The 22,582-nt window shown below is 59.7% G+C and carries 18 protein-coding genes, 1 tRNA gene and 1 pseudogene; 6 read left to right on the top strand and 14 right to left on the bottom strand.

What is annotated here, in order from left to right; all coding sequences use genetic code 11:
- Window positions 1-6: 6 nt before the first annotated feature.
- On the top strand, window positions 7-543 hold the full coding sequence (locus tag R0V12_RS10615) for a ribonuclease FAU-1 family protein (RefSeq protein ID WP_070362697.1): 537 nt from the start codon (window positions 7-9) through the stop codon (window positions 541-543).
- Here the strand turns inward: R0V12_RS10615 and R0V12_RS10610 are convergent.
- From R0V12_RS10610 to R0V12_RS10575, 8 genes are all read right to left on the bottom strand, one after another.
- Entirely contained in the window at window positions 540-1,019 is a 480-nt protein-coding gene (locus R0V12_RS10610) for a nucleoside/nucleotide kinase family protein (RefSeq protein WP_071573335.1), read from the bottom strand. The genes R0V12_RS10615 and R0V12_RS10610 overlap by 4 nt on opposite strands.
- A gap of 3 nt (window positions 1,020-1,022) precedes the next feature.
- Window positions 1,023-1,784 carry an energy-coupling factor transporter transmembrane component T family protein gene (locus tag R0V12_RS10605; RefSeq protein ID WP_070362699.1) on the bottom strand — a complete coding sequence of 254 codons (762 nt, stop codon included), beginning with the start codon at window positions 1,782-1,784 and terminating at the stop codon, window positions 1,023-1,025.
- Entirely contained in the window at window positions 1,781-3,139 is a 1,359-nt protein-coding gene (locus R0V12_RS10600; protein WP_288791902.1) for an ABC transporter ATP-binding protein, read from the bottom strand. The genes R0V12_RS10605 and R0V12_RS10600 overlap by 4 nt, the downstream gene beginning before the upstream one ends.
- 5 nt (window positions 3,140-3,144) lie before the next feature.
- Entirely contained in the window at window positions 3,145-3,744 is a 600-nt protein-coding gene (locus R0V12_RS10595) for an ECF transporter S component (RefSeq protein WP_070362701.1), read from the bottom strand.
- A gap of 208 nt (window positions 3,745-3,952) precedes the next feature.
- Complete coding sequence (locus R0V12_RS10590; protein ID WP_070479428.1) at window positions 3,953-5,632, bottom strand: dipeptide ABC transporter ATP-binding protein; 1,680 nt, start codon at window positions 5,630-5,632, stop codon at window positions 3,953-3,955.
- On the bottom strand, window positions 5,629-6,594 hold the full coding sequence (locus R0V12_RS10585) for an ABC transporter permease (RefSeq protein WP_083290976.1): 966 nt from the start codon (window positions 6,592-6,594) through the stop codon (window positions 5,629-5,631). Before R0V12_RS10585 ends, R0V12_RS10590 begins: the two co-directional genes overlap by 4 nt.
- Entirely contained in the window at window positions 6,587-7,513 is a 927-nt protein-coding gene (locus tag R0V12_RS10580; protein WP_288857847.1) for an ABC transporter permease, read from the bottom strand. The genes R0V12_RS10585 and R0V12_RS10580 overlap by 8 nt, the downstream gene beginning before the upstream one ends.
- A 118-nt stretch (window positions 7,514-7,631) precedes the next feature.
- The gene (locus tag R0V12_RS10575) at window positions 7,632-9,239 is read right to left on the bottom strand and encodes a peptide ABC transporter substrate-binding protein (protein WP_070479424.1); all 1,608 of its coding nucleotides are present in this window, start codon (window positions 9,237-9,239) and stop codon (window positions 7,632-7,634) included.
- Window positions 9,240-9,507: 268 nt separating this feature from the next.
- Between R0V12_RS10575 and R0V12_RS10570 the strand changes: the two genes are divergently transcribed.
- From R0V12_RS10570 to R0V12_RS10555, 4 genes are read left to right on the top strand one after another with little or no spacing between them, the layout of a single operon-like run.
- The gene (locus tag R0V12_RS10570; protein ID WP_070479422.1) at window positions 9,508-10,416 is read left to right on the top strand and encodes a DUF808 domain-containing protein; all 909 of its coding nucleotides are present in this window, start codon (window positions 9,508-9,510) and stop codon (window positions 10,414-10,416) included.
- 12 nt (window positions 10,417-10,428) lie between these two features.
- A complete protein-coding gene (locus R0V12_RS10565) occupies window positions 10,429-11,316 on the top strand; it encodes an EamA family transporter (protein ID WP_070479420.1) in 888 nt (295 codons plus the stop codon).
- 38 nt (window positions 11,317-11,354) lie between these two features.
- Window positions 11,355-12,386: a hypothetical protein gene (locus tag R0V12_RS10560; RefSeq protein ID WP_320072602.1), complete on the top strand. Its 1,032-nt coding sequence runs from the start codon at window positions 11,355-11,357 to the stop codon at window positions 12,384-12,386.
- A gap of 27 nt (window positions 12,387-12,413) precedes the next feature.
- A complete protein-coding gene (locus tag R0V12_RS10555; protein WP_070479414.1) occupies window positions 12,414-12,839 on the top strand; it encodes a cupin domain-containing protein in 426 nt (141 codons plus the stop codon).
- 18 nt (window positions 12,840-12,857) lie between these two features.
- Here R0V12_RS10555 and selB read toward each other — a convergent pair whose 3' ends face one another.
- From selB to R0V12_RS10540, 3 genes are all read right to left on the bottom strand, one after another.
- Window positions 12,858-14,630, bottom strand: a complete 1,773-nt coding sequence (selB, locus tag R0V12_RS10550) for a selenocysteine-specific translation elongation factor (RefSeq protein ID WP_320072601.1) — start codon at window positions 14,628-14,630, stop codon at window positions 12,858-12,860.
- A gap of 7 nt (window positions 14,631-14,637) precedes the next feature.
- Window positions 14,638-15,927, bottom strand: a complete 1,290-nt coding sequence (gene selA, locus R0V12_RS10545; protein ID WP_070479411.1) for an L-seryl-tRNA(Sec) selenium transferase — start codon at window positions 15,925-15,927, stop codon at window positions 14,638-14,640.
- 29 nt (window positions 15,928-15,956) lie between these two features.
- A tRNA-Sec gene (locus R0V12_RS10540) sits at window positions 15,957-16,051 on the bottom strand.
- Between the two features lie 24 nt (window positions 16,052-16,075).
- Here R0V12_RS10540 and selD point away from each other — a divergent pair.
- Complete coding sequence (selD, locus tag R0V12_RS10535) at window positions 16,076-17,065, top strand: selenide, water dikinase SelD (RefSeq protein ID WP_256059991.1); 990 nt, start codon at window positions 16,076-16,078, stop codon at window positions 17,063-17,065.
- Between the two features lie 85 nt (window positions 17,066-17,150).
- Here the strand turns inward: selD and nrfD are convergent, their stop codons facing one another.
- From nrfD to fdnG, 3 genes and pseudogenes are all read right to left on the bottom strand, one after another.
- Window positions 17,151-18,245, bottom strand: a complete 1,095-nt coding sequence (gene nrfD / locus R0V12_RS10530; RefSeq protein WP_256007830.1) for an NrfD/PsrC family molybdoenzyme membrane anchor subunit — start codon at window positions 18,243-18,245, stop codon at window positions 17,151-17,153.
- Window positions 18,246-19,244, bottom strand: coding sequence for a 4Fe-4S dicluster domain-containing protein (locus tag R0V12_RS10525; protein WP_070362714.1), 999 nt, complete (start codon window positions 19,242-19,244; stop codon window positions 18,246-18,248).
- A 9-nt stretch (window positions 19,245-19,253) separates the two neighbouring features.
- Window positions 19,254-22,524: pseudogene (fdnG, locus tag R0V12_RS10520) on the bottom strand (formate dehydrogenase-N subunit alpha).
- Window positions 22,525-22,582 lie beyond the last annotated feature (58 nt).

Genomic DNA, 22,582 nt, shown 5'->3' with positions numbered 1-22,582 from the left:
CAGCCTATGACCGTCGATCTTCATCCAGTGAAGCAGGAAACCTTCGACATCTCCGCGAAGGTCAACACCGATCCGAAGGGGTTCCTGCGCCAGGTGGATGTCTTCACGACGACCAACTTCGGCCTCTACATGGCCCGAGGCGCAAACCACCCACGGTTTGGATACTTGGAAAGCTGGCTGCTTCCATCGCTTGGTCTCCGCGCAAACATCTTCCACTTCCGCCAAGGCATCGATGTACAACAAGATTTCTACTTCGACGTCGCAGATATCACCGAAACAGATGGCGTCTGGCAGACGCGCGACCTCTACGTCGACCTAGTGTCCCTGACCGGACGTCCGATCGAAGTCCTTGACATCGACGAGCTTGCCGCGGCGACGTCCGCAGGGCTTATCACTGCAGAAGAAGCTGAACGCGCCATGGAAGTGACCCTCAACGCCGTCGAGGGAATTACCCGCCACGGCGACGACGCGATGCGGTGGCTCTCCAGCCTCGGCATCGACCTCACTTGGGCAGAGCGCGTCACGCTCACCCCGGCTGACTAACGCCGCTCAATAGTCACGTCGAAGTAAACGGCACCTCGCCTAGCTCTGTGCTCCTGCTCCTGGGCCGCCCACATATCCCAAAACGGCGCATACCCTGGGTCACGCTGCAACGCCCGCGAACGACGCAGCGACTCTGCCGCCTCTACCCACAGCGTGTTCACACAGCCACGCGCCCGCGCCGCCGCGATCGACGCCTCGGTCACTGCACCAACGCCCTCAATAATAAGGTCGCCTTCTGGGTCAAGGCTGACCCACTCCCCGCGGCGTTGACGCTCCCAGTCCCAACGCCAGTATCCCGGCTCATTGAGCGAAAGTACATCCCGCTCCACAATTCTGGATCCTTCTTCAAGCCCGCTCCAGCCAGGATAAAACTCATCGCAATGCACCACTCGAACGCTGAGCGCAGCACCAATTTGTTCAGCCAATGTGGTTTTGCCGGCGCCGGAGGGGCCGTCGATAAGCAGTGTGTAAGCCATGAGCTACGAGACGCTCCACACTGGCCGGAAGTACCCAGTGGCAACTGAAAGCCCCAGCGCGACGCACGCGACAGCGATGCATACAACCATGACAACCCAATCGCGCCTGGTAAGCCGCGACTCTCGAGCCCACGTACGCTTTTGCGGGCCACCGAATGCGCGAGCCTCCATCGCGGTGGCAAGCTTGCCTGCCCTGCGCAGAGACATCACCAGCAAGCCGAAAGCCAACGAAAACCAATACTTCACGCGTCCCGTATCCGCGATACCTCGGGCACGACGCGCCATCCGCATCGCCTCAACATCCTCACGAAGTAGCGTCAACATACGAAACGCAGCGACTGATCCCAGAACGAAGCGCTCTGGCAGCTTCAACACCTGGGACAGCCCATCGCCAAGATCCGTTGGATCCACGTGCGCAGACAACACAATGACGGGCAGCGCAATGGCAAACACGCGAAGCACCATTGATAATGCGAGCGAAATGGACAGCTCCGTCACATGGATGAGACCCCACTCAAGGTAGGTTTCCCCACCTGACTGGCCGTATAGCGCCATCGGGATACCCGCGAGCGGGGCAACAACAAGAATTGGTAACGCGCGTTTGAAAAACGTCCTAAATGACAGCCCGCACAGCGGCACGACTGCCAGCGTGAACGCAATGGCGACAACTGCAGAAACCCAATCGATCGTCACCATAAGCGGTGTAGTCAGCAACGCCAATCCCAGAATCCGCGTTACCGGATTCACCCCATTGAGCACGTTCATTCCCGCACCCCGCCTTCCGCATTCATCTCGTTGCGCAGCTCCTCCATATGGTCACCCAACGAACTGACGAAGGCCTCATCGTGAGTAATTGAGATGATGGTTTTCCCCTCGTCGGCCAACTCACGGATCAACGAAACTACCTCTACAAAGGTTTTGTCATCCTGCCCAAAGGTCGGCTCATCAAGAATGAGGAGCTCAGGGGCATTCACTAGCGCAGTCGCTACCGAAAGCCTGCGCTTCTCTCCTCCTGAAAGTGTAAAGGGATTTGCTGCTACTACGTGTTCAAGCTTCAGTCGTTGCAACAGCTCATCGACGCGGTGTGCCGACGCACCCGACAACGCAACTTCATCGCGCACATTCGCGGTCACGAACTGATGCTCCGGTTCCTGGAACACATAGCCAATCCGTTGGGCCAAGTCCTTCGACTTCCAGCGGTGCGACGGTGTAGTCAGCCCGCTTCGAATCCGCGGCGAGTACTCCAAAGTGCCACTGAGTGGCGCGACGAGCCCAGCGAGCGCTTGCACTAGCGTCGTCTTTCCAACACCGTTCTTGCCTGTAATCACGGTAGAAAAGCCCTCTGGTACCGCGATGTTGCGGGGTGAACCGAATGCAACCCGGAGATTCTCAGTACGCAGCGCGCTTACCGCGCTGGCAGGGACCTTCAACGCTGGCGGCAACTGCGGTGGCATTGGGAGCTGATCCGGGCCGCTGCGCTGTAGCCCATCCGCGGTGAGGTGGTAGAACGTGTCCACGAAGCCTATCCAGTGTGCAGGTCGGTGCTCCACCACAATCAAGGTCGCCCCTGTGCGGCGACACACGGCATCGACTGCCCGCACAACATCGTCGCGCCCTTCCGGGTCAAGGTTTGCAGTCGGCTCATCCAGCAGAATGATGTCAGCGCCCATGGCCAATACTCCCGCCAATGTGAGTCGCTGCTTCTGCCCACCAGAAAGGTGCGCGGTGTTGTGGTCCAACGGCACATCCAGGCCCACTGCATCCAGCGCAGCGCGCACACGGGGCCAGATTTCCTCTGGCGGAATCCCCATATTCTCGGCACCAAACGCAACGTCGTCGCCAACGCGAGTCAAAATCGTTTGCGCCTCTGGGTCCTGCATCACCATGCCAACCGTGCCGTTGACACTCACGGTGCCAAGAATTTGGCCTTCCTCACCATCTGCCGCCAACCCAGCTAAAACGGCAAGCAGCGTTGACTTGCCAGCGCCAGAGTCTCCCGTGAGCAGCACGCGCTCCCCACGAGAGACGGTTAAGTCCGCCCCGGTAAACGCAGGCTTCGGGCGAGTCGCGTGTTTATAGCCCAGGCCCTGTGCCTGGATGACCTGGTCCCCCGTAGCCACCGAGGCTACACCTCCTGTTGGAACCGCTCGCGTCCTGCACCGAAGCGGTCAAGCGCACCAGTCTTGGCTAGAGCATCAACCAAGAGTTTTGCAACAATACCAGCAAGCAACGCGCCCGATACCAGCATGCAGCTGAGGTAAATCACGTTGAACGCCAGGCCCATCGCGAAGTTGGCGGACAGGAACAGTTCAAGCACGAACGCGCCCACTGCGCTGCCCATACCGGCAAGCACCGCCACAGTCGTCGAAAACTTCTTGTAGGCGAAGATCAGGAACACGATCTCTGCACCGAGCCCCTGTGCCAATCCTGAATACAGCGTCTCGATCCCCCACTGGCTTCCGATGACCGCGGACACAGACGCCGCCAGCACTTCCACGAACACCGCAGCGCCAGGCTTGCGGATTACCAACCCGCCAAGCGTGCCACCGAGGAACCAGATACCGGTGAACAGGCCACCAAGACCCGGGGTGAGCGCATCAAAGGCCTTAAATCCTGCGTACCCGACGCTGTTCCACATCCAAAAAATGAGCCCGCATGCCACCCCCAAAACGGCTGCAGTAACAATATCAATGACACGCCACGAATGGCTTCCACGCGTATTCATACGCTTACATTCCTTCCTAAACGCCGGCATTACCCGGATCAGGTTCAACGGTTCGCTTGTGCATCTCAGCCTTCGCTTTTCTCTCCAACGAAGACACCCGTGTATGAAGTTGTGACAATACTGTACATTCCCTAAACGCTACGCCACAATCGCAGTATTCATCGCTGCGATTGTGGCGTAACGCACGTAACAAATCAGCAGGTGGGACCTACTCTCCTACTCCCAATTCAATGTTGAGACCAGGCACCGAATTAATCAGATTCTGTGTGTACGGATCCTGAGGGTTATCGAAGATGTCATCGGCCCGGCCCTGCTCCACTGCCTTACCCTGCCGCATCACCACGATGTCATCAGCAGTCTGGCGAACCACCGCCAGGTCATGAGTGATGAACAGATATGAAAGGCGCATCTCCTCCTGCAGCTGAGTCAGCAACTGGAGAATCTGGTTTTGAACGAGCACGTCCAACGCCGAAACAGCCTCGTCGAGGACAATCACTTCCGGACCCAATGCCATCGCGCGTGCAATTGCGATGCGCTGGCGCTGGCCACCGGATAGCTCATTCGGGTATCGACGCATCGCCGATCGCGGCATCTGCACCAAATCAAGCAACTCGGCGACTCGCGCCTCGCGCTCCTTTCGGTTACCGACCTTGTGCAGCGTCAACGGTTCCTCAATGCAGCGGTAAATGGAATACATCGGGTCCAGCGAACCATATGGATTCTGGAACACCACCTGCATCTTGCGGCGCATTTCAAACAACTCGCGCCCCTTAAGCTTCGCGATATCTTGTCCTTCAAACAAGACACGGCCACTCGTTGGCTCCAAGAGGCGAAGCGCCATGTTCGCCACCGTGGACTTACCGGAGCCGGACTCACCGACGAGCGCAAGCGTCGTGCCGCGGCGAACATCGAACGTGACGTCGTCTACAGCACGAAGCACCTTCTGCTTGCCCTTCTGCCCACGGACGTCGAACTCTTTCACCAAGTTCTGCACGCTCAGCACCACTTCTTCGGAGTCGTGGTGTCCCGAGGCGAGCTCCTCGCTGGACTCAATGCCCTGAGCTTTCGCGCTCTGGATACGAGCGGATGCCAAGGAAGGTGCGGCAGTAACGAGGCGCTTCGTGTACGGGTGCTGCGGGTTGCGCAGAATCTGCAGGCTCGGGCCTTTTTCAACGATGCGTCCGCGGTGCATGACTAGCAGGTGATCTGCGCGCTCGGCGGCCAGTCCCAAGTCGTGCGTGATGAACAGCAGCGCTGTGCCGAGTTCCTCCGTCAGCGTCTCCAGGTGGTCGAGAATCTTCTTCTGCACCGTCACATCCAACGCGGATGTTGGCTCGTCGGCAATCAACAACTCTGGGCGTGCCGCGAGACCGATAGCGATGAGCGCACGCTGTCGCATACCACCCGAGAACTCGTGCGGGTACTGTTTGGCGCGGCGTTCGGCCTCTGGAAGTCCCGCTTCCTCGAGCAGTTGGACGACGCGTGCGTGACGTTCAGAGCCCTCCACAACATGGTTTGCGCGAAGGGACTCCTCTACCTGTGTGCCAATCCTCCATACTGGATTGAGGTTGCTCATCGGGTCCTGTGGCACCAGACCAATCTTGTTACCCCGGACCTTCTGCCACCCCTTCTCATCAAGCTCGGTGAGCTCTTCACCGTTGAGCTTGATGGAACCATTGGTGACCTTGCCTGTTCCGGGCAACAATCCCAGGATGGACATCGCTGCAGTGGACTTTCCCGACCCGGACTCGCCCACGATAGCGATCGACTGGCCTGGATACACCGTCAGGTCGAAGTCACGCACCGCTTCGACAACACCGGTAGTTGACTCGAATGTAACTTTCAGGTCCGCTATCTCGAGTAGCGGTTGATCTTGTAACTCGCTCATCGTTTCCTCGATTTAGGGTCAAGGGCGTCGCGTACGGCGTCACCCATCATGATGAAGCTCAGCACTGTCAGTGCCAAAGCAATTGCAGGGTAGAACAGCACCATGGGCTGGGTCCTCAGGGATGCCTGTGCGGCAGAAATATCGCCGCCCCACGACACGACTGTCGTCGGCAAACCGATGCCGAGGAACGACAGCGTTGCCTCTGCGACGATGAACGTACCCAGCGCGACGGTAGCGTACACAATGATCGGTGCTGCCGCGTTGGGCAGGATGTGCGAGAAGATAATCCGCACGTCACTCGCTCCGAGCGCGCGTGCCGCGGTGACGAACTCGTCGTTCTTCACACCCATCACCGCGCCTCGCGCGATTCTCGCGATCTGTGTCCAACCGAACATAGAGAGCGCGAACACCACCATCCAGATGGAGCGCTGGTTCTGGAACATGGACATCACCACGATCGCTGCCAGCACGAGTGGTACAGCGAAGAAGATATCCGTCAGGCGAGACAGCAAGGTGTCCCAGATACCGCCGTAGAAACCGGCGATCGCGCCGATCAGCGAACCTAGGACCGTCACGACGATCGTAGTAAGCACACCGACTGTGACCGATGCACGCGCACCATAAATTGTGCGAGCGTAAATGTCGCAGCCTTGACGGTCAAAGCCAAACGGGTGACCGGACTCCGGCGCGCCAAGTGAGCGAGACAACATGCACTCACGCGGGTCCACGCTAGTAAACAGGCCCGGCACCAGGGCAAGCAGAATGGCGAACAAAATCAGGAGTGCGGATACCCAAAACAGAGGACGGCGTCGCAACGCGCGCCAGGCCTCTCCCCACTGACTTGTGGGAGCGGACTCGTCCTGTACTGCGTCAACAGCACCGAGTCCGGTTTCGTCCGTTTCCGCGATGAAATACTCCTGCCCAGCGCGGGCAGCTGCTGTGAGATCTTGAGAGTTATGCATAGCGGATCCTTGGGTCAAGTACTGCGTAGAGCAGGTCAACTATCAGGTTGGCAACGATGTAGATGATCACCAGCACGGTGGTAAAGGACACGACTGTCGCGGGCTCACCTTTAATGATGGCCTGGTAGATCGTGCCACCGACACCGTTGATGCCGAAGATGCCTTCTGTCACAATCGCACCGCCCATGAGCGCGCCGAGGTCAGCGCCCAAGAACGTCACCACTGGAATGAGGGAGTTTCGCAGCACGTGGCGGGACATCACTGTGCCCTTAGACAGACCCTTAGCACGTGCGGTGCGCACATAGTCCGCGCGGAGGTTATCGGTGATGGATTGTCTGGTCAATCGAATCACGTACGCGCACGATAAGGCACCCAACACGACGGCAGGCATCAACAAGGCAATGAAAGACTCATTCCTGCCCACTGTTACGGGGAGCAAGCCCCACCGCACGCCCACGAGGTACTGCAGCACGAAGCCGATGACAAAGGACGGCACTGCGATTACGAACAGGGACACAACCAGCACGGTCGAATCAAAAATTCCACCGCGGCGGATTCCTGCGAAGAATCCGAAGAGAATGCCGAAGAACGCCTCAAACGCGAGTGCCATCAGGCCGAGCTTGATGGTTACCGGAAACGCATTTGCCATCACAGAGGCGACGGGCTGGCCAGAGAAAGTCTTTCCGAAGTCGCCAACCATAATGCCCTTCAGATAGAGCAGGTACTGGACGATGAAAGGTTTATCGAGGTTGTATTCGGCTTCAATGCGCGCTCTCGCGGCCTCGGTCAAGCCACGATCGCCGCCGAGGGCCTGGACAGGATCACCGGGCATGAGGAACACCAGCGCATAGAGCAGCAGCGTGGCCCCAAAGAACACGGGAATCATCTGAAGGAGCCGTCGCCCGATATATCGCAACATGGTTGCAGGCTCTCCTTAATTCTTCGTTTTGAACATGAGCTTATGGACGCACCCAAACCCAACACCCCGCATGCTTGTACGCAGGCGGGGTGGGATGGGTCAGAGCGTAGGGGTTTTGTTACTTCTTGGTGATTTGCGTGTACACCGGAACGGACTTCCAGTTGAACGCGACGTTCTCAACGTTCTCCGAGGAGCCACCGTTGACGTTCGCGTACCACAGTGGAACTGCCGGCAAGTCCTTCAGGAGCTGCTCCTGCACCTTGTTGTAGATAGGTGTAGCGGCTTCAACGTCGCCTGCAGCAGCGGCTTCCTTCAGCAGGTTGTCCACCTCAGGGTTAGCGTAGTCACCGTCGTTGGAACCACCATTGGAGGCGTACAGCGGGCTCAGGAAGTTACCCAGCGATGGGTAGTCTGCCTGCCAGCCGGTACGGAATGCGCCCTTGATGGTCCTATTCGTGACGTCATCACGCAGGGACTTGAAGTCTGGGTATGCGTTGCCAACTGCATCGATGCCAAGGGTGTTGCGGATGGAGTTTGCAACTGCATCGACCCATGCCTGGTGGCCGCCATCAGCGTTGTAGGACAAGGAGAACTCGCCGGTGAATGGTTTGATCTTGTCTGCTTCAGCCCACAGGCGCTTTGCTTCCTCTGGGTTGTACTCGAGTACCTCTGCCCCGTTGAGCGAGTCAGAGTGGCCAGGGATGACTGGCGAGGTGAAGTCGGTCGCCGGGGTGCGGGTGCCCTGGAAGATCGTCTTCGTGATCTCGTCGCGGTCGATCGCCATCGAGATGGCTTGACGACGCAGCTGTCCTTCCTCACCGTTGAAGTGCTCCAGGTTCTCCGGAATGGTGAAGGACTGGAAGATAGCCGACGGCTGGTTTACTGCGCGGTCACCCAACTCCGTTTCGTAGCTTGCGAATGCGGAATCTGGAATAGCGTCGAGGACGTCCAGGTTGCCCGCGAGCAGGTCAGCGTATGCAGCATCCTGCTGTGCGTAGAAGACGAAAGTCACGCCGTCGTTCTGCGGCTTCTTGTCGCCGGCGTACTCCTCATTCGGAACGATGGTTGCGTCCTGGTTGTGGTTCCACTCCGCCAGCTTGTACGGGCCGTTGGAAATTGGGTTCTCACCGTAGGCGTCGATGTCTTCGAACGCCGAAGGGTGCATTGGGAAGAACGCGGAGTAGCCGAGGCGGGTTGGGAAGTCTGCCTCAGGCTGGCTCAGCTCGATGGTAAAGGTCTTGTCGTCGATGACGTTGAGGCCCTCAAGGGTTGGCACGCCCTCTGGGTCGTAGCCCTTGATGGATTCAAAGAAGCTCTCGCCGAGCAGCGAATTCGCAACGATGTAGTTCCATGCGTCAACAAAGTCGTTCGCCGTAACTGGAGTTCCGTCCTGCCACTTCACGCCGTCCTTCAGCGTGACTTTGTAGAGGGTGTCGCCCTCAAGGTCGATGGACTCTGCAAGGTCGTTATGGGTCTTACCCTCAGTGTCGTAGTAGATGAGGCCAGAGAAGATCTCGTCGATGATGCGTCCGCCACCGACCTCATTCGTGTTGCCCGGGATCAGCGGGTTCTGCGGCTCGGTGCCGTATGCCAGTACATAGTTGTCGCCACCGGTCGACTCACCCTGACCGCTTGCGGCCTCGTCGTTGCCGGATCCACCACACGCAGCCAATCCGAGTGTGAGGGTTCCTACCGCCAAGATCGCTGCAGCTTTTACTGTACGCACAGCGCCTCCTTCAGATTGTTGTTAGCTAGCTTCAATTACCTCCACTCAAGTGGACTACATCACACTTGATGAGATGCATTCTATTCCACCACATAAGACTGCGACATTGGTAAATAATTCAGGTTTCTGACATGGTTCTACACTTTTGGGGGTGCTTACTGACAGCCTTTTCACAGCTCCTTCGCCCTTGAGCGCACAAAGGTATCTAGAGAGCGCCGTGTAGACTTTCGGTCGCCCACCGCAACGATTCCTAGGAAGGGAAATACACATGGCCGGAGGTCTCCTCGCCCTCTTTGACGACGTCGCCCTCATTGCCAGAACCGCAGCTTCTTCTGCGGACGATGTGGCTTCCCTCACGGCGAAAACGTCCGCCAAAGCTGCAGGCGTCGTCATCGACGACGCCGCCGTCACGCCCCAATACGTTTCCGGCGTCACCCCGGCGCGCGAACTTCCAATGATCTGGAAGATCACGAAAGGTTCACTACGGAACAAGCTGCTCATCATTTTGCCGATCGCGTTGGCACTCAACGCGTTTGCGCCGTGGGCACTGGTGCCAATTTTGATGATTGGTGGCACATATTTATGTTTCGAGGGCGCCGAGAAGATCGTGCACAAATTGACCAGTGATGTTGAGGCTGACGAAGAGGCGGCCGTACACCGTACTGCTCAGGACGAAGACGCACTGGTGAAAAGCGCAATTCGAACAGACCTCATTTTAAGTGCGGAGATCATGATCATCTCCCTTGACGAGGTGGCGGATCAATCTATTTGGATGGAAGCTGCGGTGCTCATCGCAGTGGGCATTTTTATCACCCTTGCGGTCTACGGTGCAGTGGCACTCCTGGTCAAGATCGATGACATTGGCCGTGCAATGATTCAGCGCGATCGTGCAGCGAGACTGGGCCACGCGATGGTGAAGTCAATGCCCGTTGTGCTTTCGGCGATCGGTGTGATCGGCACCGTGGCGATGTTGTGGGTCGGAGGCCACCTCATCCTTCGGGGCCTCGACGAGGTCTTTGGACTGCATGTGATCCATGAGGTAATCGAACGCGCTGTGAACGCCGTGCATAACGGTGTCCTTGGTTGGTTCGTGGAGACTGGGATTTCTCTGACCGCGGGCCTGGTAGTTGGCCTGATCGTGGTCGGTGTGGTGTCCGCGATTCGGCGCGTCCGGTAAGGGGAAGATTCCATGGCAGCGCGCTCGACCCGTACGTTGGTTCGCCCCATCGGCCTTATCTTCGTTGGGTCCTTGGGTAATCAGGTCTCCGCGTTGCTAGCTGCTTCCCTGTTCGTCGTCGCTAGTACCGTCAGCATCTCAACACTGCGCTTCTTGCTGGGCGCCGTTATTCTTCTCGTACTTTTTCGGCCGAACCCCCGTGAGATGTCGAAAGAGCAGTGGAAGCAGGCATTCATCTTCGGCGCGTCGATCGCGCTGATGAATCAGTTTTTGTACGCAGCTATCGCGCGTATCCCCCTGGGTGCTGCAATCACTATCGATTTCTTGGGCCCGTGCTGCGTGACATTTTTTGGTATTCGGCAATGGTGGATTCGGCTGTGGGCGCTGGTTGCTCTCGCCGGGGTTGTATTGATTGCTGGGCCTTCGTCGGGGCTCAATCCCCTGGGAGTGGTGTTCGCGTTGTGCGGCGCCGCGTTCTGCGCGCTCTACACAATTTTCGCGGAAAAGGTGGGCAAGTCCTCGGGTGGAATGGGAGAGCTTGCAATCGCAATCACGATCGCAGCTCTGCTTACGTTGCCTTTTTCAATTCATGATGCAGTCAAGCTCGATGCGCATAGCTGGATGCTCCTGACGTTGGCGGGCTTCGTTGGCGTCGTCATCCCCTATATGGCGGACACGCTGGCTGCACGGTTTACATCGGCGCAGATTGTCGGCACGTTGTTCGCGATGGAGCCGGTGCTGGGCACGGTTCTCGGCGTGGTGTTTCGCGGTGACGTGCTCACTCCCCATCTGGTGTTAGGTATCTTGTGTGTCACGGTCGCGGGTGTTGTAATCGCATGGTTTGGCGCTGCTCCCCCACCGCCTGTTGAACAGGCCCCGCGGCGCTGGCCGCAGCAATGAGGTTGTGACTTTTTGGATGCAGATAGGAGTATGACGCTGTGGAACTCTCTCTCCCCGTGTACCCGCTTGCGCCATCGACGTGGGGCGCCGGCGAGGAGGTGACTGTCGTTGACGTCGTGCAGTCGCCTTTGTTTGCTGAATTCGGCGGCACGCGCCACACGTCATACGTGCCGGTAGTGCTCGAGCCAAACGCGGTCGAGGAAAACTGGCGGGTACGAAGGCTCGGCGCCGGTGTTCTTGGAGAGGTTGCTCAATTCGACCGCGCCCGTTACGTCGACATGGAGCGAATCCATCAGTCTCAGCTGCTACCGATGACGTTGGCTGCGGTGAAGTTCGATGCTGAGCACGGCAAGTTCGCCGTCGATGTGATTTTGCCACCGCCTCAGCTCGCTGTCCCCCGCAACAATGCGGGTCCTGATTGCCTTGTGCTGCCAAGCGGTGACATGGCGATCATCGATACGGAACGAGGCGAGTTCAGCGCGGAGCAACTCGCAAGCCTGGCGCCGGGCCAGTGGTTTGTTGGACTACAAACCGCGGGTGACGCCGACGTCGTAGTGACGTTGGGTGAGCGCGTGCTCGGCTGCGTCTCGGCAGCTGACCGTGACGATGTTCGTGCCATGCTTCTCGACGCCCCTTCGCCCGACAACGGATGTATAGTCGCCCGCGCATTTTTCTTGGATGGCATGGCGGCCCTCGACATTGCTGATTATTCAGACGCAGCAGACCCGATGTGGCTGCACGTGCCTGACCTCACGCACTCTGGCCCGGACGGTGGGAAACAATTCGAGACGGTTCAGTTCCCCGACGGCTCGTGGGCTGTCACCGTTGATCGTTCCCGTGCCGCAGTTCCTACCCGGCCGCGAACGAACACTCAGGGTGCTGAGCCTGCACCGCTGGTGGACATCGACGTCGTGGAGGACGAAGAGGCGTCGATACTTGCTGAGACAGCTACTGCTGAGCCCCGTAGCAGCGACGACGGCGATTACCTGACCGAGGTTCAAAAAGCACGGCGGCGCCGCAGCCAAGACGCAGGCACCGCAAGCCCTAAAGCGCGCTATGCTGTGGAGTGAAACCGAACCTATTTGCGAGGAGGAATCATGTCCAAGATTTTGCGCACTGACCACGGGCCGAACCCAGTTACGTTCGACATTGAGCAGGCAACGCTTGATAACGATGCATTTCGTGACACTCTGTGGACCGGAAAGCACCTTCAGCTGACGGTCATGAGCATCCCAGCAGGTGGCGAGATTGGCGCAGAGATTCACGACGATCACGACCAGTTCATTCGCGTCGAATCCGGCGAGCTGCGCGCGATGATCGGCCCATCCGAAGATAATCTGACTGTTGACAAGGTCATCGGCGACGATGACGCAGCGTTCGTTCCTGCTGGCCAGTGGCACAACTTCGTGAACGAGTCCGACGCCCCGGCGAAGGTGTACTCAATCTACGCCGCTCCAGAGCATAAGCCTGGCACTGTCCACGAGACGAAGGCCGACGCGGACGCAGACGAGCACGAACACTAGAACAGCCGAACGAGGCTGCTACGTCAGCACTCGAACACCCGCCTCTATCTGGCGGGTGATTCCGCGTGCGTCTAGAAGCTCGAGCAGCGGGATGGCAACGCGGCGGGTTGTCTCGAGCGCCTGGCGCGCGTCCGTCGTGCGGAACGGCTGAGGTAAGTCCCGCAGCCTCGCGGTTGCAAGCGTGATCGCATCTGCGGCAACGACTACGCCGTCGCCGAGCCGTAGAATCCTTCCGGCCCGCTCCGCTGCCGCAAGCTCTTTCGCCCCCAGGCCGAGCTGTTCGAGATCGCGCGCCTCGGGCGCCTTAAATGGATGGGCACGAAGCTGCGCCTCGAGTTTCTGGACCCCTGGCTCCGCCTCCCCAAGATCGACCTCGGCGGTGTTGCAGACGTACCCGTCGCGAGTGTTGAGTTTCGCAGCGGCGACAGCAAGCGGCAACAGCTTCGCGTCTGGCAGATGCAGAGCTTCAACGGCCGCGCCAGTAGCTAACCCAGCCGACAGCGGATGCGCCGCAAGGTGTGCTTGCAATGCCTGCAGCAACGTGTCTTTCCACTCCATTACCTGCTGCGCGCGGATCCAGTACCCAGCGAACGCCACGGTACCTTGCGGGGGCTTATCGCCGACCTCAAATCCAAGGCTTGCCAACAGTTCTGGCCGCACTGCCACCCGTCTGGAGATCTCCACGTTGATATCCGGCAGCGTCTCAAGCTGCGCCGAGCGCTTCCGCCCGTCGCCGCGCCGGGGAAGGGCGGGCGGGTCGACGTCGATAGCCTCTACCCCGCCGAGAATTTGCTGCGCACCGGAGCCTCGCAGCACCAACCGGTCCCCGATGCTCAGCACCAGGTCGTACTCGAGGATGAGCCTGGCGTGCTTTGCACCGAACGGTCGCACTTTCGCGCTGACTCCTGCAGTACCGACGTGCACCACAACCTCCTGCGGCACGTCGTTCAGTGCAGCCCCGTGGGTATGGCGCACATCCACCACAGAGGTCGTGTGCCACTTCTCTGGCGTGCACAGCGCCGCGCCACGCGAAACTTCGTCGACGCTCACTCCGCGAAGGTTGAGCGCGACGCGCATCGTCGGCTTGGCTTCTTCAACTGCGGTGTCCTCCGACTGGATACCACGCACGGTGACTTCGCGTTGACCTGCAGCGGTCTGTAGCGTCAGCGTCTGCCCAGGTTGAATTGTTCCATTGGTGAGCGTCCCCGTAACAACGGTGCCGGCGCCTTTGATGTGAAACGCCCTGTCGACCCACATCCGGATTCGCCCGGCAGGGTCCGCCGTCGGCTGTTGCCGCAGCATCGTCACAAGCGCGCTCCTGAGTTCTTCAACCCCCTCGCCCGTCTTGGCAGAAACTTCGACGACAGGCCAACGCTCCATACTGGTACCAGCGACATTCCGTCGAGTTTCTTCAGCCACAGCTTGTCGACGCCCAGCATCCGCCTTATCCACCCGTGTCATCGCGATAACACCGTGCTGGACGCCGAACGCGTCGATAGCGTCCCGGTGATCCAATGTTTGCTGCATCCAGCCCTCGTCCGCAGCGACGACAAACAAGACATCCGTGACTGGCCCAACACCCGCGAGCATGTTCGCGATGAAGCGCTCGTGCCCGGGGACGTCCACGAACGCGATGTCTTCGCCATCGACGTTGGTCCACACGAACCCGAGGTCGATCGTGAGCCCCCGGTCTTTCTCTTCCTCCCAGCGGTCCGGTTCCATTCCGGTAAGCGCTTTGACCAGGGTGGACTTTCCATGGTCGACGTGGCCAGCTGTCGCAACTACAAACACGTAACACTCAGTCCTTTCCTTGGGCCGCTCGAATCGCGGCTGCGATCTCGTGGTCGCGCTCGGGTGGCACGCAGCGCAGGTCAATCAACAACTCATTCTCGTGGACACGTCCGAGCACAACCGGGGTACCTGCCCGTAGCGGGGCTGCCAACGACTGATCAAGCGCAACAGCCCAACCGGGCAGTGGGAAGCCCGGCGCGCCGCCTCCTCCAACGCGGCCGTCGTGCGGAACCACACTGCCTCCAACCTCCGCTGCAATCGCTACTGCGCGGGCTTTGAGCTGGTCGGAGTTTGCGTGTAGGTAGTCGTGGACTGGTGTGCTGGCGATGTTCAGGCTTGCCTCCAGCGCAGCGAGGCGCAGCTTGTCGATGCGCACTGCGCGCGCCAGCGGGTGCCGCTTCAGCTTCGCAATGGCGTTCTTCGTTCCGACCATAACGCCTGCCTGCGGCCCACCAAGTAGTTTGTCGCCGGAAAACAGCACCACGTCCGCGCCATCGCGCAAAGCTGTGGTGGCATCTGGCTCGTCCGGCAGCAGCGGATCAGGGTGAAGCAGGCCCGAGCCGATGTCAGCGATCAGGGCGCAACCGCGGGGCCGGACAAGCTCGCGAAGCTGCGCGATAGTGGTCTCCGCGGTAAACCCGTGCACCCTGTAGTTCGAGGGATGCACCTTCAGCACCGCTCCCGCGTTGTCGAGCGCCCGCTCATAGTCAAAGGGATGCGTACGGTTTGTCGCGCCGACTTCAACCAAAGACACTCGTGCGCTCTCAATGAGCTCAGGCAGGCGGAACCCCGCCCCAATCTCGATGAGTTCGCCGCGAGAGATAACGACGTCACGCCCCTCGGCGAACGTAGCCACGGCAAGGAGTAACGCCGCTGCGCCATTATTTACTACCAGCGCGTCCTCCGCCGCTGGACATGCAGCCAGGATTGCATCCGTGGCCGCCCTGCCTCTATCGCGGGATCGAACGCCTGCTGCGAGGTCCATCTCTACATCCACATATTGCGCGGCATCCACCATCGCGTCTATTGCCTGCGGGGCAAGCGGTGCTCTGCCGATGTTGGTGTGCACAACCACGCCAGTTGCGTTGAGGACTGGCGTCAGGGACCCGGGGTGGCGTCGACAAGCGTGGAGAAACTCCGGGGTGACCTCTTCAGGGGTGATCTCGCCGTCGCGGGCGCGCTGCTGCAACTTCCCTGCGAGCGCCTTAAGCGCGTGTGGCGCCAACGCGGTGTGCTCCTGCGCTGCAAGCGTAAGCAGTGCGTCTGTGCGAGGGATTCGACGGCGAGGATCATTCATGTGCTTCCCCTTACAACAACACAACGTTTTGGCGGAGACGGACAGGAATCGAACCTGCCAGGCCAAGATGCTCGACCTCACCAGTTTTGAAGACTGGGGTGGCCACCAGGACACGTACGCCTCCGAAAAGCAACGCTACCATGTAGGTATGGCTGCTGATAATTCTAAGATTCGTTTGACCCAGTACGCATCCGGTGGCGGGTGTGCGTGCAAGATTCCACCCGGTGAGCTCGAAGAAGCCGTCCAGGGACTGGTTGGTTTCGCTGACCCGAACGTGATCGTTGGCCTCGACGACGGCGACGACGCCTCCGCGATTCACGTCCGCGACGACCTCGCCGTCATCTCCACAGCCGACTTCTTCACCCCGGTCTGCGATGACGCCTACACCTGGGGCAAGATCGCGGCCGTCAACGCGCTCTCTGACGTCTACGCGATGGGCGGCACCCCAATCACCGCCATCAACCTGCTCGCCTGGCCACGGGATGTCCTCCCCTCAGAGCTCATCCGCGACGTACTGCACGGTGGCATGGACGCCGCCACCGCAGCCGGCATCAGCGTGACCGGCGGGCACTCGATCACCGCACCCGAGCCGATCTACGGCATGGCTGCCACCGGCATCGTGGACCCGGCCAAGCTCATGCGCAACGACGCCGCAGAGGCCGGCCTGCCCATCACCTTGACCAAGCCGATCGGCTCTGGCCTACTGAACAACCGCCACAAGGCAACCGGCGATGTCTTCCCGCAGGCCATCGAAGTAATGACCACGCTGAACAAGGAAGCCTCCGAAAAGGCAGTCGCCGCCGGTGTGAAAGCCGCTACCGACGTCACTGGTTTCGGCCTCCTCGGCCACTTGTTCAAGATGGCACGCGCCTCCGGAATCGACGCCGTCATCGACCACACGAAGGTCCCATTTATCGACGGCGCCCGTGAAACGCTCGAGGCCGGCTACATCCCTGGCGGCTCGAAGCGCAACCTTGACTGGGTACGCCCCAACATCGACTCTGATCTGGACGGCGACGAGCTGCTGCTCCTTGCGGACGCCCAGACTTCCGGGGGGCTGCTCGTCATCGGCGAGATCCCCGGCTACCCAGTCATCGGCGAAACTGTCGCAGGCACCGGTCGCGTTCAGGTGAAGTAGCCGAAATACCAAACTAGAAATACAACACTGCCCCTCCAACACGGTGTGTGAGAGGGGCAGTGTTGTGTGTTAGCTCCAGTCGCAGCTAGGCGGTAGTGATGCCGTCATCAACCTTGCCCGCTTCACGGCGCTTGCGCAGGCGCTCCCGCTGCGGTTCAACGACGTACTTCGGGTCCTCGGTGGACTGCTTACCGGCCTCGAGCACCGCGAAACGAGTCAGGCAGGAACCCGCCATCAACGCGACACCCGAAATACCTGCGAGTACTCGACTCTTTTTACTGAACAGCGCGCCAACGCCACCAACCGCGAGGCAAACCTCGGAAGCCTTGAAAAGCTTGCCTGCCTTGCCCGTGGAAAACGCTTCCTTAGAGACGTCGTCCAGTTGGCTCGTCATGTAGGACGTCGCTGCTACATCGGCGGCTGCGCCCACGACACCGAGTGCTCGCGGCACAGCGGCATTCTCCGTCGAAGTGGTGAGCAAGCCCATGCCGCCCGTCGCTGCGGTCGCAGATGATACGAACACGAACGGTAGGTTCTTTCCCGCCTCCTGCCATGCAGGCACCGACGTGTTGCCGATCAGCACCGCGGTGTACGCCGCGAGCGGCGAGGCAAGCACACCGCCAGCAATACCAGCCGGGGTCGCTGCGAACTCAATAAACGAGCGCAGCGGGCTTGGCAGCGGCAGCTTCTTGCCAGTCAGCTCGTCGAGTTCCGGAAGCATAGCAAGCCCCTGCAACGAGGAGAACGAGCCCAGCAACCAAGAGCCGACACTCATCGGCGACGACAGCTTGAACACGCGGAACATGTTCAGCAAACGCTCCGGGCGACCAAGGTCAAGCACCAGGCAACCGGAGCCCACCGCGGCGGCAGCCATCGAACTAATCCGCATGTTGCGACGCAGCTCCTTGTTGCCTGTCGCGTCAGCTCCCACGGCCAACAAGGAGGAGCCTCCGGCGAGGCCGCCGAGGAAGAAGTAGACACCAATCGGCCACTCCCACGGCGGGAACTTCACAATCGGCTTACCGTAGTAGGAGTCAAAGTGCTCAAAGCTTGCCTCCGGCACCATTAGCTCCTCGCCACGACGCTTCTTCGGGCCCCGTGGGCGCTCGCCTTCCGCTTGATCACGTCGCCGCGGACGACGCGGCTCCTGCGGTGGACGGTAGCTATCAAACTCAGCCATTTACTTCCTACCTCCGATCAGGACCGCGGCTGCAATAGTGCCAACCATTCCGGCTGCGGCAATGACGCCGCGCTTCGCCAGCTCCGGCAAGTTCGCCGTTGGAACCACTGGGTCTGGCGGAAGCCCGTAGACCTCTGGCGCATCCAGCAGCAGGAAGATTGAGCCTGTACCGCCTACACCGTCGTTCTGGTTTGCGCCATACAGGCGAGCTTCCGTCATGCCCTGCGCGTGCAGTTCCTTCACGCGCGCCTTCGCAAGCGCGAGCATTTCGTCGTACGTGCCGTACTTGATCGACGTCGTCGGGCAGGTTTTGGCACATGCTGGCTGCTCGCCGACCTGAAGGCGGTCGAAGCACATGGTGCACTTCTGGGCCACCCCGATGTTCTTAATCGGCGCGCTCTCACCAGGTGTGAAGTCCTCGCCCTTGCCGGAACGCTCGTTGCGCTTGCGAACGCCACCATCGCTACGACGCTCAATGACGCCGAACGGGCAGCCAGCAACGCAGGTACCGCAGCCATTGCAGACGTCATCCTGTACGACGACGGTGCCGTGCTCGGTGCGGAACAACGCACCCGTCGGGCACACGTCCAAGCAACCAGCGTTCGTGCAGTGCTTGCACACGTCGGAGGACATCAGCCAGCGGAAATCCGGTGTATCCGGCAATACCGCGCGGGTGGAAGCCTCTTCGGCAGGCTTGACGCTCGGCATTCCAAGCCCGACGAGCTTTGCACCCTCTTCACGAGCCTGCAGAATCCGGTCCTCGCCTTGCTCAATGAACGCCACGTGGCGCCACGTGTCCGCGTTCAGCGAACCGGTGTTGTCGTAGGAGTTACCAGACAACTTGTAGCCGTCCTGCGGGTTTCGGTTCCATTCTTTACATGCAACCTCACACGCCTTGCAGCCAATACAAATCGACGTATCCGTGAAGAAAGCCTTACGAGCTTCCTTCTCGTACCCGATGTTGGCTGGGGATTCGGTGATCTGATTCTTCGTTTTCATCGTCAAAACCTATCCTTCCCCGTTCGCCATATTCTTCTTCGTCGAGTCGTACTTCGCCGCCTCTGTGTCACCGAGCTGCTCACCAACGATGACGTCTTTCGACTCGTCGGTCAGCTTGGTACCGGTGTCCTCCGTCAGGCGCGCACGGCGCTGGTACTCACGCACCAGCTTCATGCGGTCCTCGCCGCGCGGGCGTCGGCCCGGCCGGATATCAACCGCGGAAACCTTCGACGCCTGGATGTTGACGTTCGGGTCCAGCATGATGCCCAAAAGGTCGTTCGGTCCATCGCCTTCGACCTCGGCGTAGGAACCTGCGCCGAAGTGATACGGCATACCGATCTGTTGGAACTCATGACCGTCGATGACCAGGGTCTTCATGCGCTCCGTGACCAGCACTCGCGCCTCGATGGCGTTGCGCGGCGAGATGATCGTCGCCCAGTCACCGTTCTTCAGCCCAACAGCTTCCGCCAGCTTGTGCGAAACCTCGCAGAACAACTCCGGTTGCAGCTCTGCCAAGAACGGCAGGCTTCGCGTCATCGATCCGGACGTGTACGCCTCGGTCAGGCGGTAGGTGTTCAGCATGTACGGGTACACACCGACACCTGGCTCGCCAAAGTTCGGCGCCGAGAGGTTGTCCTCCCCACGCATCACAATTCGCGACGGCGAACTGCTGCTGCTTGTACAGCGGGTTCGCAAACGGGGACTCCTGTGGTTCGTAGTGCGTCGGCATCGGGCCGTCAACCATTCCGGTTGGCGCGAACAGCCAGGCCTTGCCGTCCGCCTGCATGATGAACGCATCATCACCGGCAAGCGCTGCAGGACCGACCGCGTCGCGCTCTGGCTTGAAACCAGGAGCACGGTTGACTGGGAAGTCCACAACATCGTCGGACTCCCACAGCTCCTTGTCCTCGTTCCACCAGACCAGCTTCTTGCGCTCCGACCATGGCTTGCCATCCGGATCCGCAGAAGCACGGTTGTAGAGCACGCGGCGGTTCATTGGCCATGCCCAGCCCCACTCCAACGCCATCGCGTTCTGCTCCTGGCCTGGGCGCTTGTTCGCCGAACGGTTGACGTCGTCGGCGTACACACCACAGTAAATCCAGCAGCCGGAGGAGGTTGAGCCGTCAGCCTTGAGATCCGCAAACTTGTCTACGAGTTGTCCCTTGCGAGGACCGTCGAGGTAGTAGCCGTTGATCTCCTTCAGCACCGACTCCGGCAGAATCTCACCGTGCTCATCGCACTCGTAGTCCCAGGTGATCTTCTGCAACGGCACGTCGCGCGGGTCGGTCGAGTCCTTGACTCGCTCCTTCAAGCGAAGTCCCAAGTCGTAGAAGAACTCGAGGTCACTCTCGGCATCGCCCGGCGCATCCTTGGCCTTGTAGCGCCACTGCAGCACGCGCGAGGTCTGGGTAAACGTACCTGCCTTCTCAACGTGGTTCGCAGCTGGGAAGAGGAACACCTCAGTGTCGATCTCCTCCGGCGAAATCTCACCGGACTGCACCTCTGGAGAGTCCTTCCAGAACGTTGCCGTTTCGATTTCAGAGAAATCACGTACGACGAGCCACTTCAGCTTGGTCAGCGCCATGCGCTGAATGCGACCGTTCGACTGCGCAACCGCAGGGTTCTGGCCGAAGACGAAGTAGCCGTCGACAAGCCCCTGGTTCATCAGCTGCAGCGTGTGGTACGTCGAGTGCGCACCAGTCAACCTTGGCATGAGGTCCATGCCCCAGTTGTTCTCCTCGGTTGCGGCGTCACCCCAGTAGGCCTTCATCAACGACACAGCGAAGGTGTCGCCGGTCTGCCAGAAGCCCTTCTGATCACGCTTCGACACTGCTGCCAAGTACTCGTCCCACGTCTGGTGCGTGGACTGCGGCATCGGCAGGTAGCCAGGCAGGATGTGGAACAGCGTCGGCACGTCCGTGGAGCCCTGAATCGATGCGTGGCCACGCAGCGCCATGATGCCCGAACCCGGACGGCCGATGTTGCCCATCAGCGTCTGCAGGATCGCACACGTACGGATGAACTGTGCGCCCAACGTGTGCTGAGTCCAGCCAAGCGCGTACGCGAAGCAGGTGGTGCGATCGCGGCCAGAGTTCTCCGCAATCGAGTTCGCGAGGAAGTAGAAGTCCTCCTCGGAAATACCACACGACTCAGCAACAACCTGCGGGGTGTAGCGGGAGTAGTGGCGCTTCAAAATCTGGAAGACTGTTCGCGGATCCTGAAGGGTTTCATCCTTCTCAACGTCCCACGAAGTCTGCGCATCCCACTTCTTGCGCGCCTGCCACGACTCGTTGGAGTAGCCGCCCGTTTCAGGGTCGTATCCAGAGAACAGACCTTCGAGGTCCTCGGTGTCCTGGAACTCCTCACTGATCAACGTCGAAGCGTTGGTGAATGCCTTGACGTACTCCTCGAAGTACAGGTTGTTTTCCAGCACGTAGTTGATGACAGCACCCAACAGGATGATGTCGGTACCACCACGAATCGGGATGTGCTTATGTGCCATCGCCGACGTACGCGTGAATCTAGGGTCGACGTGGATGATTCGTGCACCACGCGCCTTCGCTTCCATGACCCACTGGAACCCAACTGGGTGCGCTTCGGCCATGTTTGACCCTTGGATGACAATGCAGTCCGCATTTGCCATGTCCTGCAGTGGCTGGGTCGCTCCACCGCGTCCAAACGAGGATCCCAAACTGGGAACCGTGGAGGAGTGTCATATACGAGCTTGGTTTTCGACCTGCACCGCGCCCGCTGCAGTCCACAGCTTCTTAATCAGGTAGTTTTCCTCATTGTCCATCGCGGCGCCGCCCAGGCCTGCGATGCCCATGGTTCGACGCACAGGGCGCCCCTTGTCGTCGAAGTCCTGCCAGCCGTTTTCACGGGCTTCGAGGAACCTGTCGACGACCATTTCCATGGCGGTTTCGCGGTCAAGCTTGACCCATTCCTTGGAGCGCGGTGCTCGGTACAGAATGTCGGTCACGCGGTTTTCCGCGTTGACGAGCTGCTCGGAAGCTGCACCCTTCGGGCACAGGCGTCCGCGTGAGTGCGGAGAATCCGGGTCGCCTTCAATTTGAATGACCTTATTGTCTTTTACATATACGCGCTGGCCACAGCCAACAGCGCAGTACGGACACACGCTCTTGACAACGCGGTCCGCTTCTACAATGCGGCCTTCCATTTCTTGGCTGCGCGCAGATTCGGTGTTTTCGCCTCGGGCGAAGGCGTCACCACCGCGTATCTGGCGCACAACCGGCCAATTTAAGGGACTAAAACGAGACATACCGGCAAGGATAGCCCATTTTGCGAAGGTTCCCCATCGACATACCCCCAGGTCATTG

This window comes from Corynebacterium sp. UMB2355A (genome assembly GCF_033877495.1).
Classification (GTDB): domain Bacteria; phylum Actinomycetota; class Actinomycetes; order Mycobacteriales; family Mycobacteriaceae; genus Corynebacterium; species Corynebacterium pseudogenitalium.
This window is presented reverse-complemented; position numbering and strand designations above follow the sequence as displayed.

What these genes read in the sequence shown, in the direction of transcription:
- R0V12_RS10615 (WP_070362697.1), top strand. Translation starts at nt 7, where the DNA reads ATGACCGTCGATCTTCATCCAGTGAAGCAGGAAACCTTCGACATCTCC.
- R0V12_RS10565 (WP_070479420.1), top strand. Translation starts at nt 10,429, where the DNA reads ATGGCAGCGCGCTCGACCCGTACGTTGGTTCGCCCCATCGGCCTTATC.
- nrfD (WP_256007830.1), bottom strand. Translation starts at nt 18,245, where the DNA reads ATGGCTGAGTTTGATAGCTACCGTCCACCGCAGGAGCCGCGTCGTCCG.
- R0V12_RS10605 (WP_070362699.1), bottom strand. Translation starts at nt 1,784, where the DNA reads ATGAACGTGCTCAATGGGGTGAATCCGGTAACGCGGATTCTGGGATTG.
- R0V12_RS10555 (WP_070479414.1), top strand. Translation starts at nt 12,414, where the DNA reads ATGTCCAAGATTTTGCGCACTGACCACGGGCCGAACCCAGTTACGTTC.
- R0V12_RS10595 (WP_070362701.1), bottom strand. Translation starts at nt 3,744, where the DNA reads ATGAATACGCGTGGAAGCCATTCGTGGCGTGTCATTGATATTGTTACT.
- R0V12_RS10590 (WP_070479428.1), bottom strand. Translation starts at nt 5,632, where the DNA reads ATGAGCGAGTTACAAGATCAACCGCTACTCGAGATAGCGGACCTGAAA.
- R0V12_RS10610 (WP_071573335.1), bottom strand. Translation starts at nt 1,019, where the DNA reads ATGGCTTACACACTGCTTATCGACGGCCCCTCCGGCGCCGGCAAAACC.
- R0V12_RS10525 (WP_070362714.1), bottom strand. Translation starts at nt 19,244, where the DNA reads ATGAAAACGAAGAATCAGATCACCGAATCCCCAGCCAACATCGGGTAC.
- selD (WP_256059991.1), top strand. Translation starts at nt 16,076, where the DNA reads ATGGCTGCTGATAATTCTAAGATTCGTTTGACCCAGTACGCATCCGGT.
- R0V12_RS10580 (WP_288857847.1), bottom strand. Translation starts at nt 7,513, where the DNA reads ATGTTGCGATATATCGGGCGACGGCTCCTTCAGATGATTCCCGTGTTC.
- R0V12_RS10585 (WP_083290976.1), bottom strand. Translation starts at nt 6,594, where the DNA reads ATGCATAACTCTCAAGATCTCACAGCAGCTGCCCGCGCTGGGCAGGAG.
- selA (WP_070479411.1), bottom strand. Translation starts at nt 15,927, where the DNA reads ATGAATGATCCTCGCCGTCGAATCCCTCGCACAGACGCACTGCTTACG.
- R0V12_RS10570 (WP_070479422.1), top strand. Translation starts at nt 9,508, where the DNA reads ATGGCCGGAGGTCTCCTCGCCCTCTTTGACGACGTCGCCCTCATTGCC.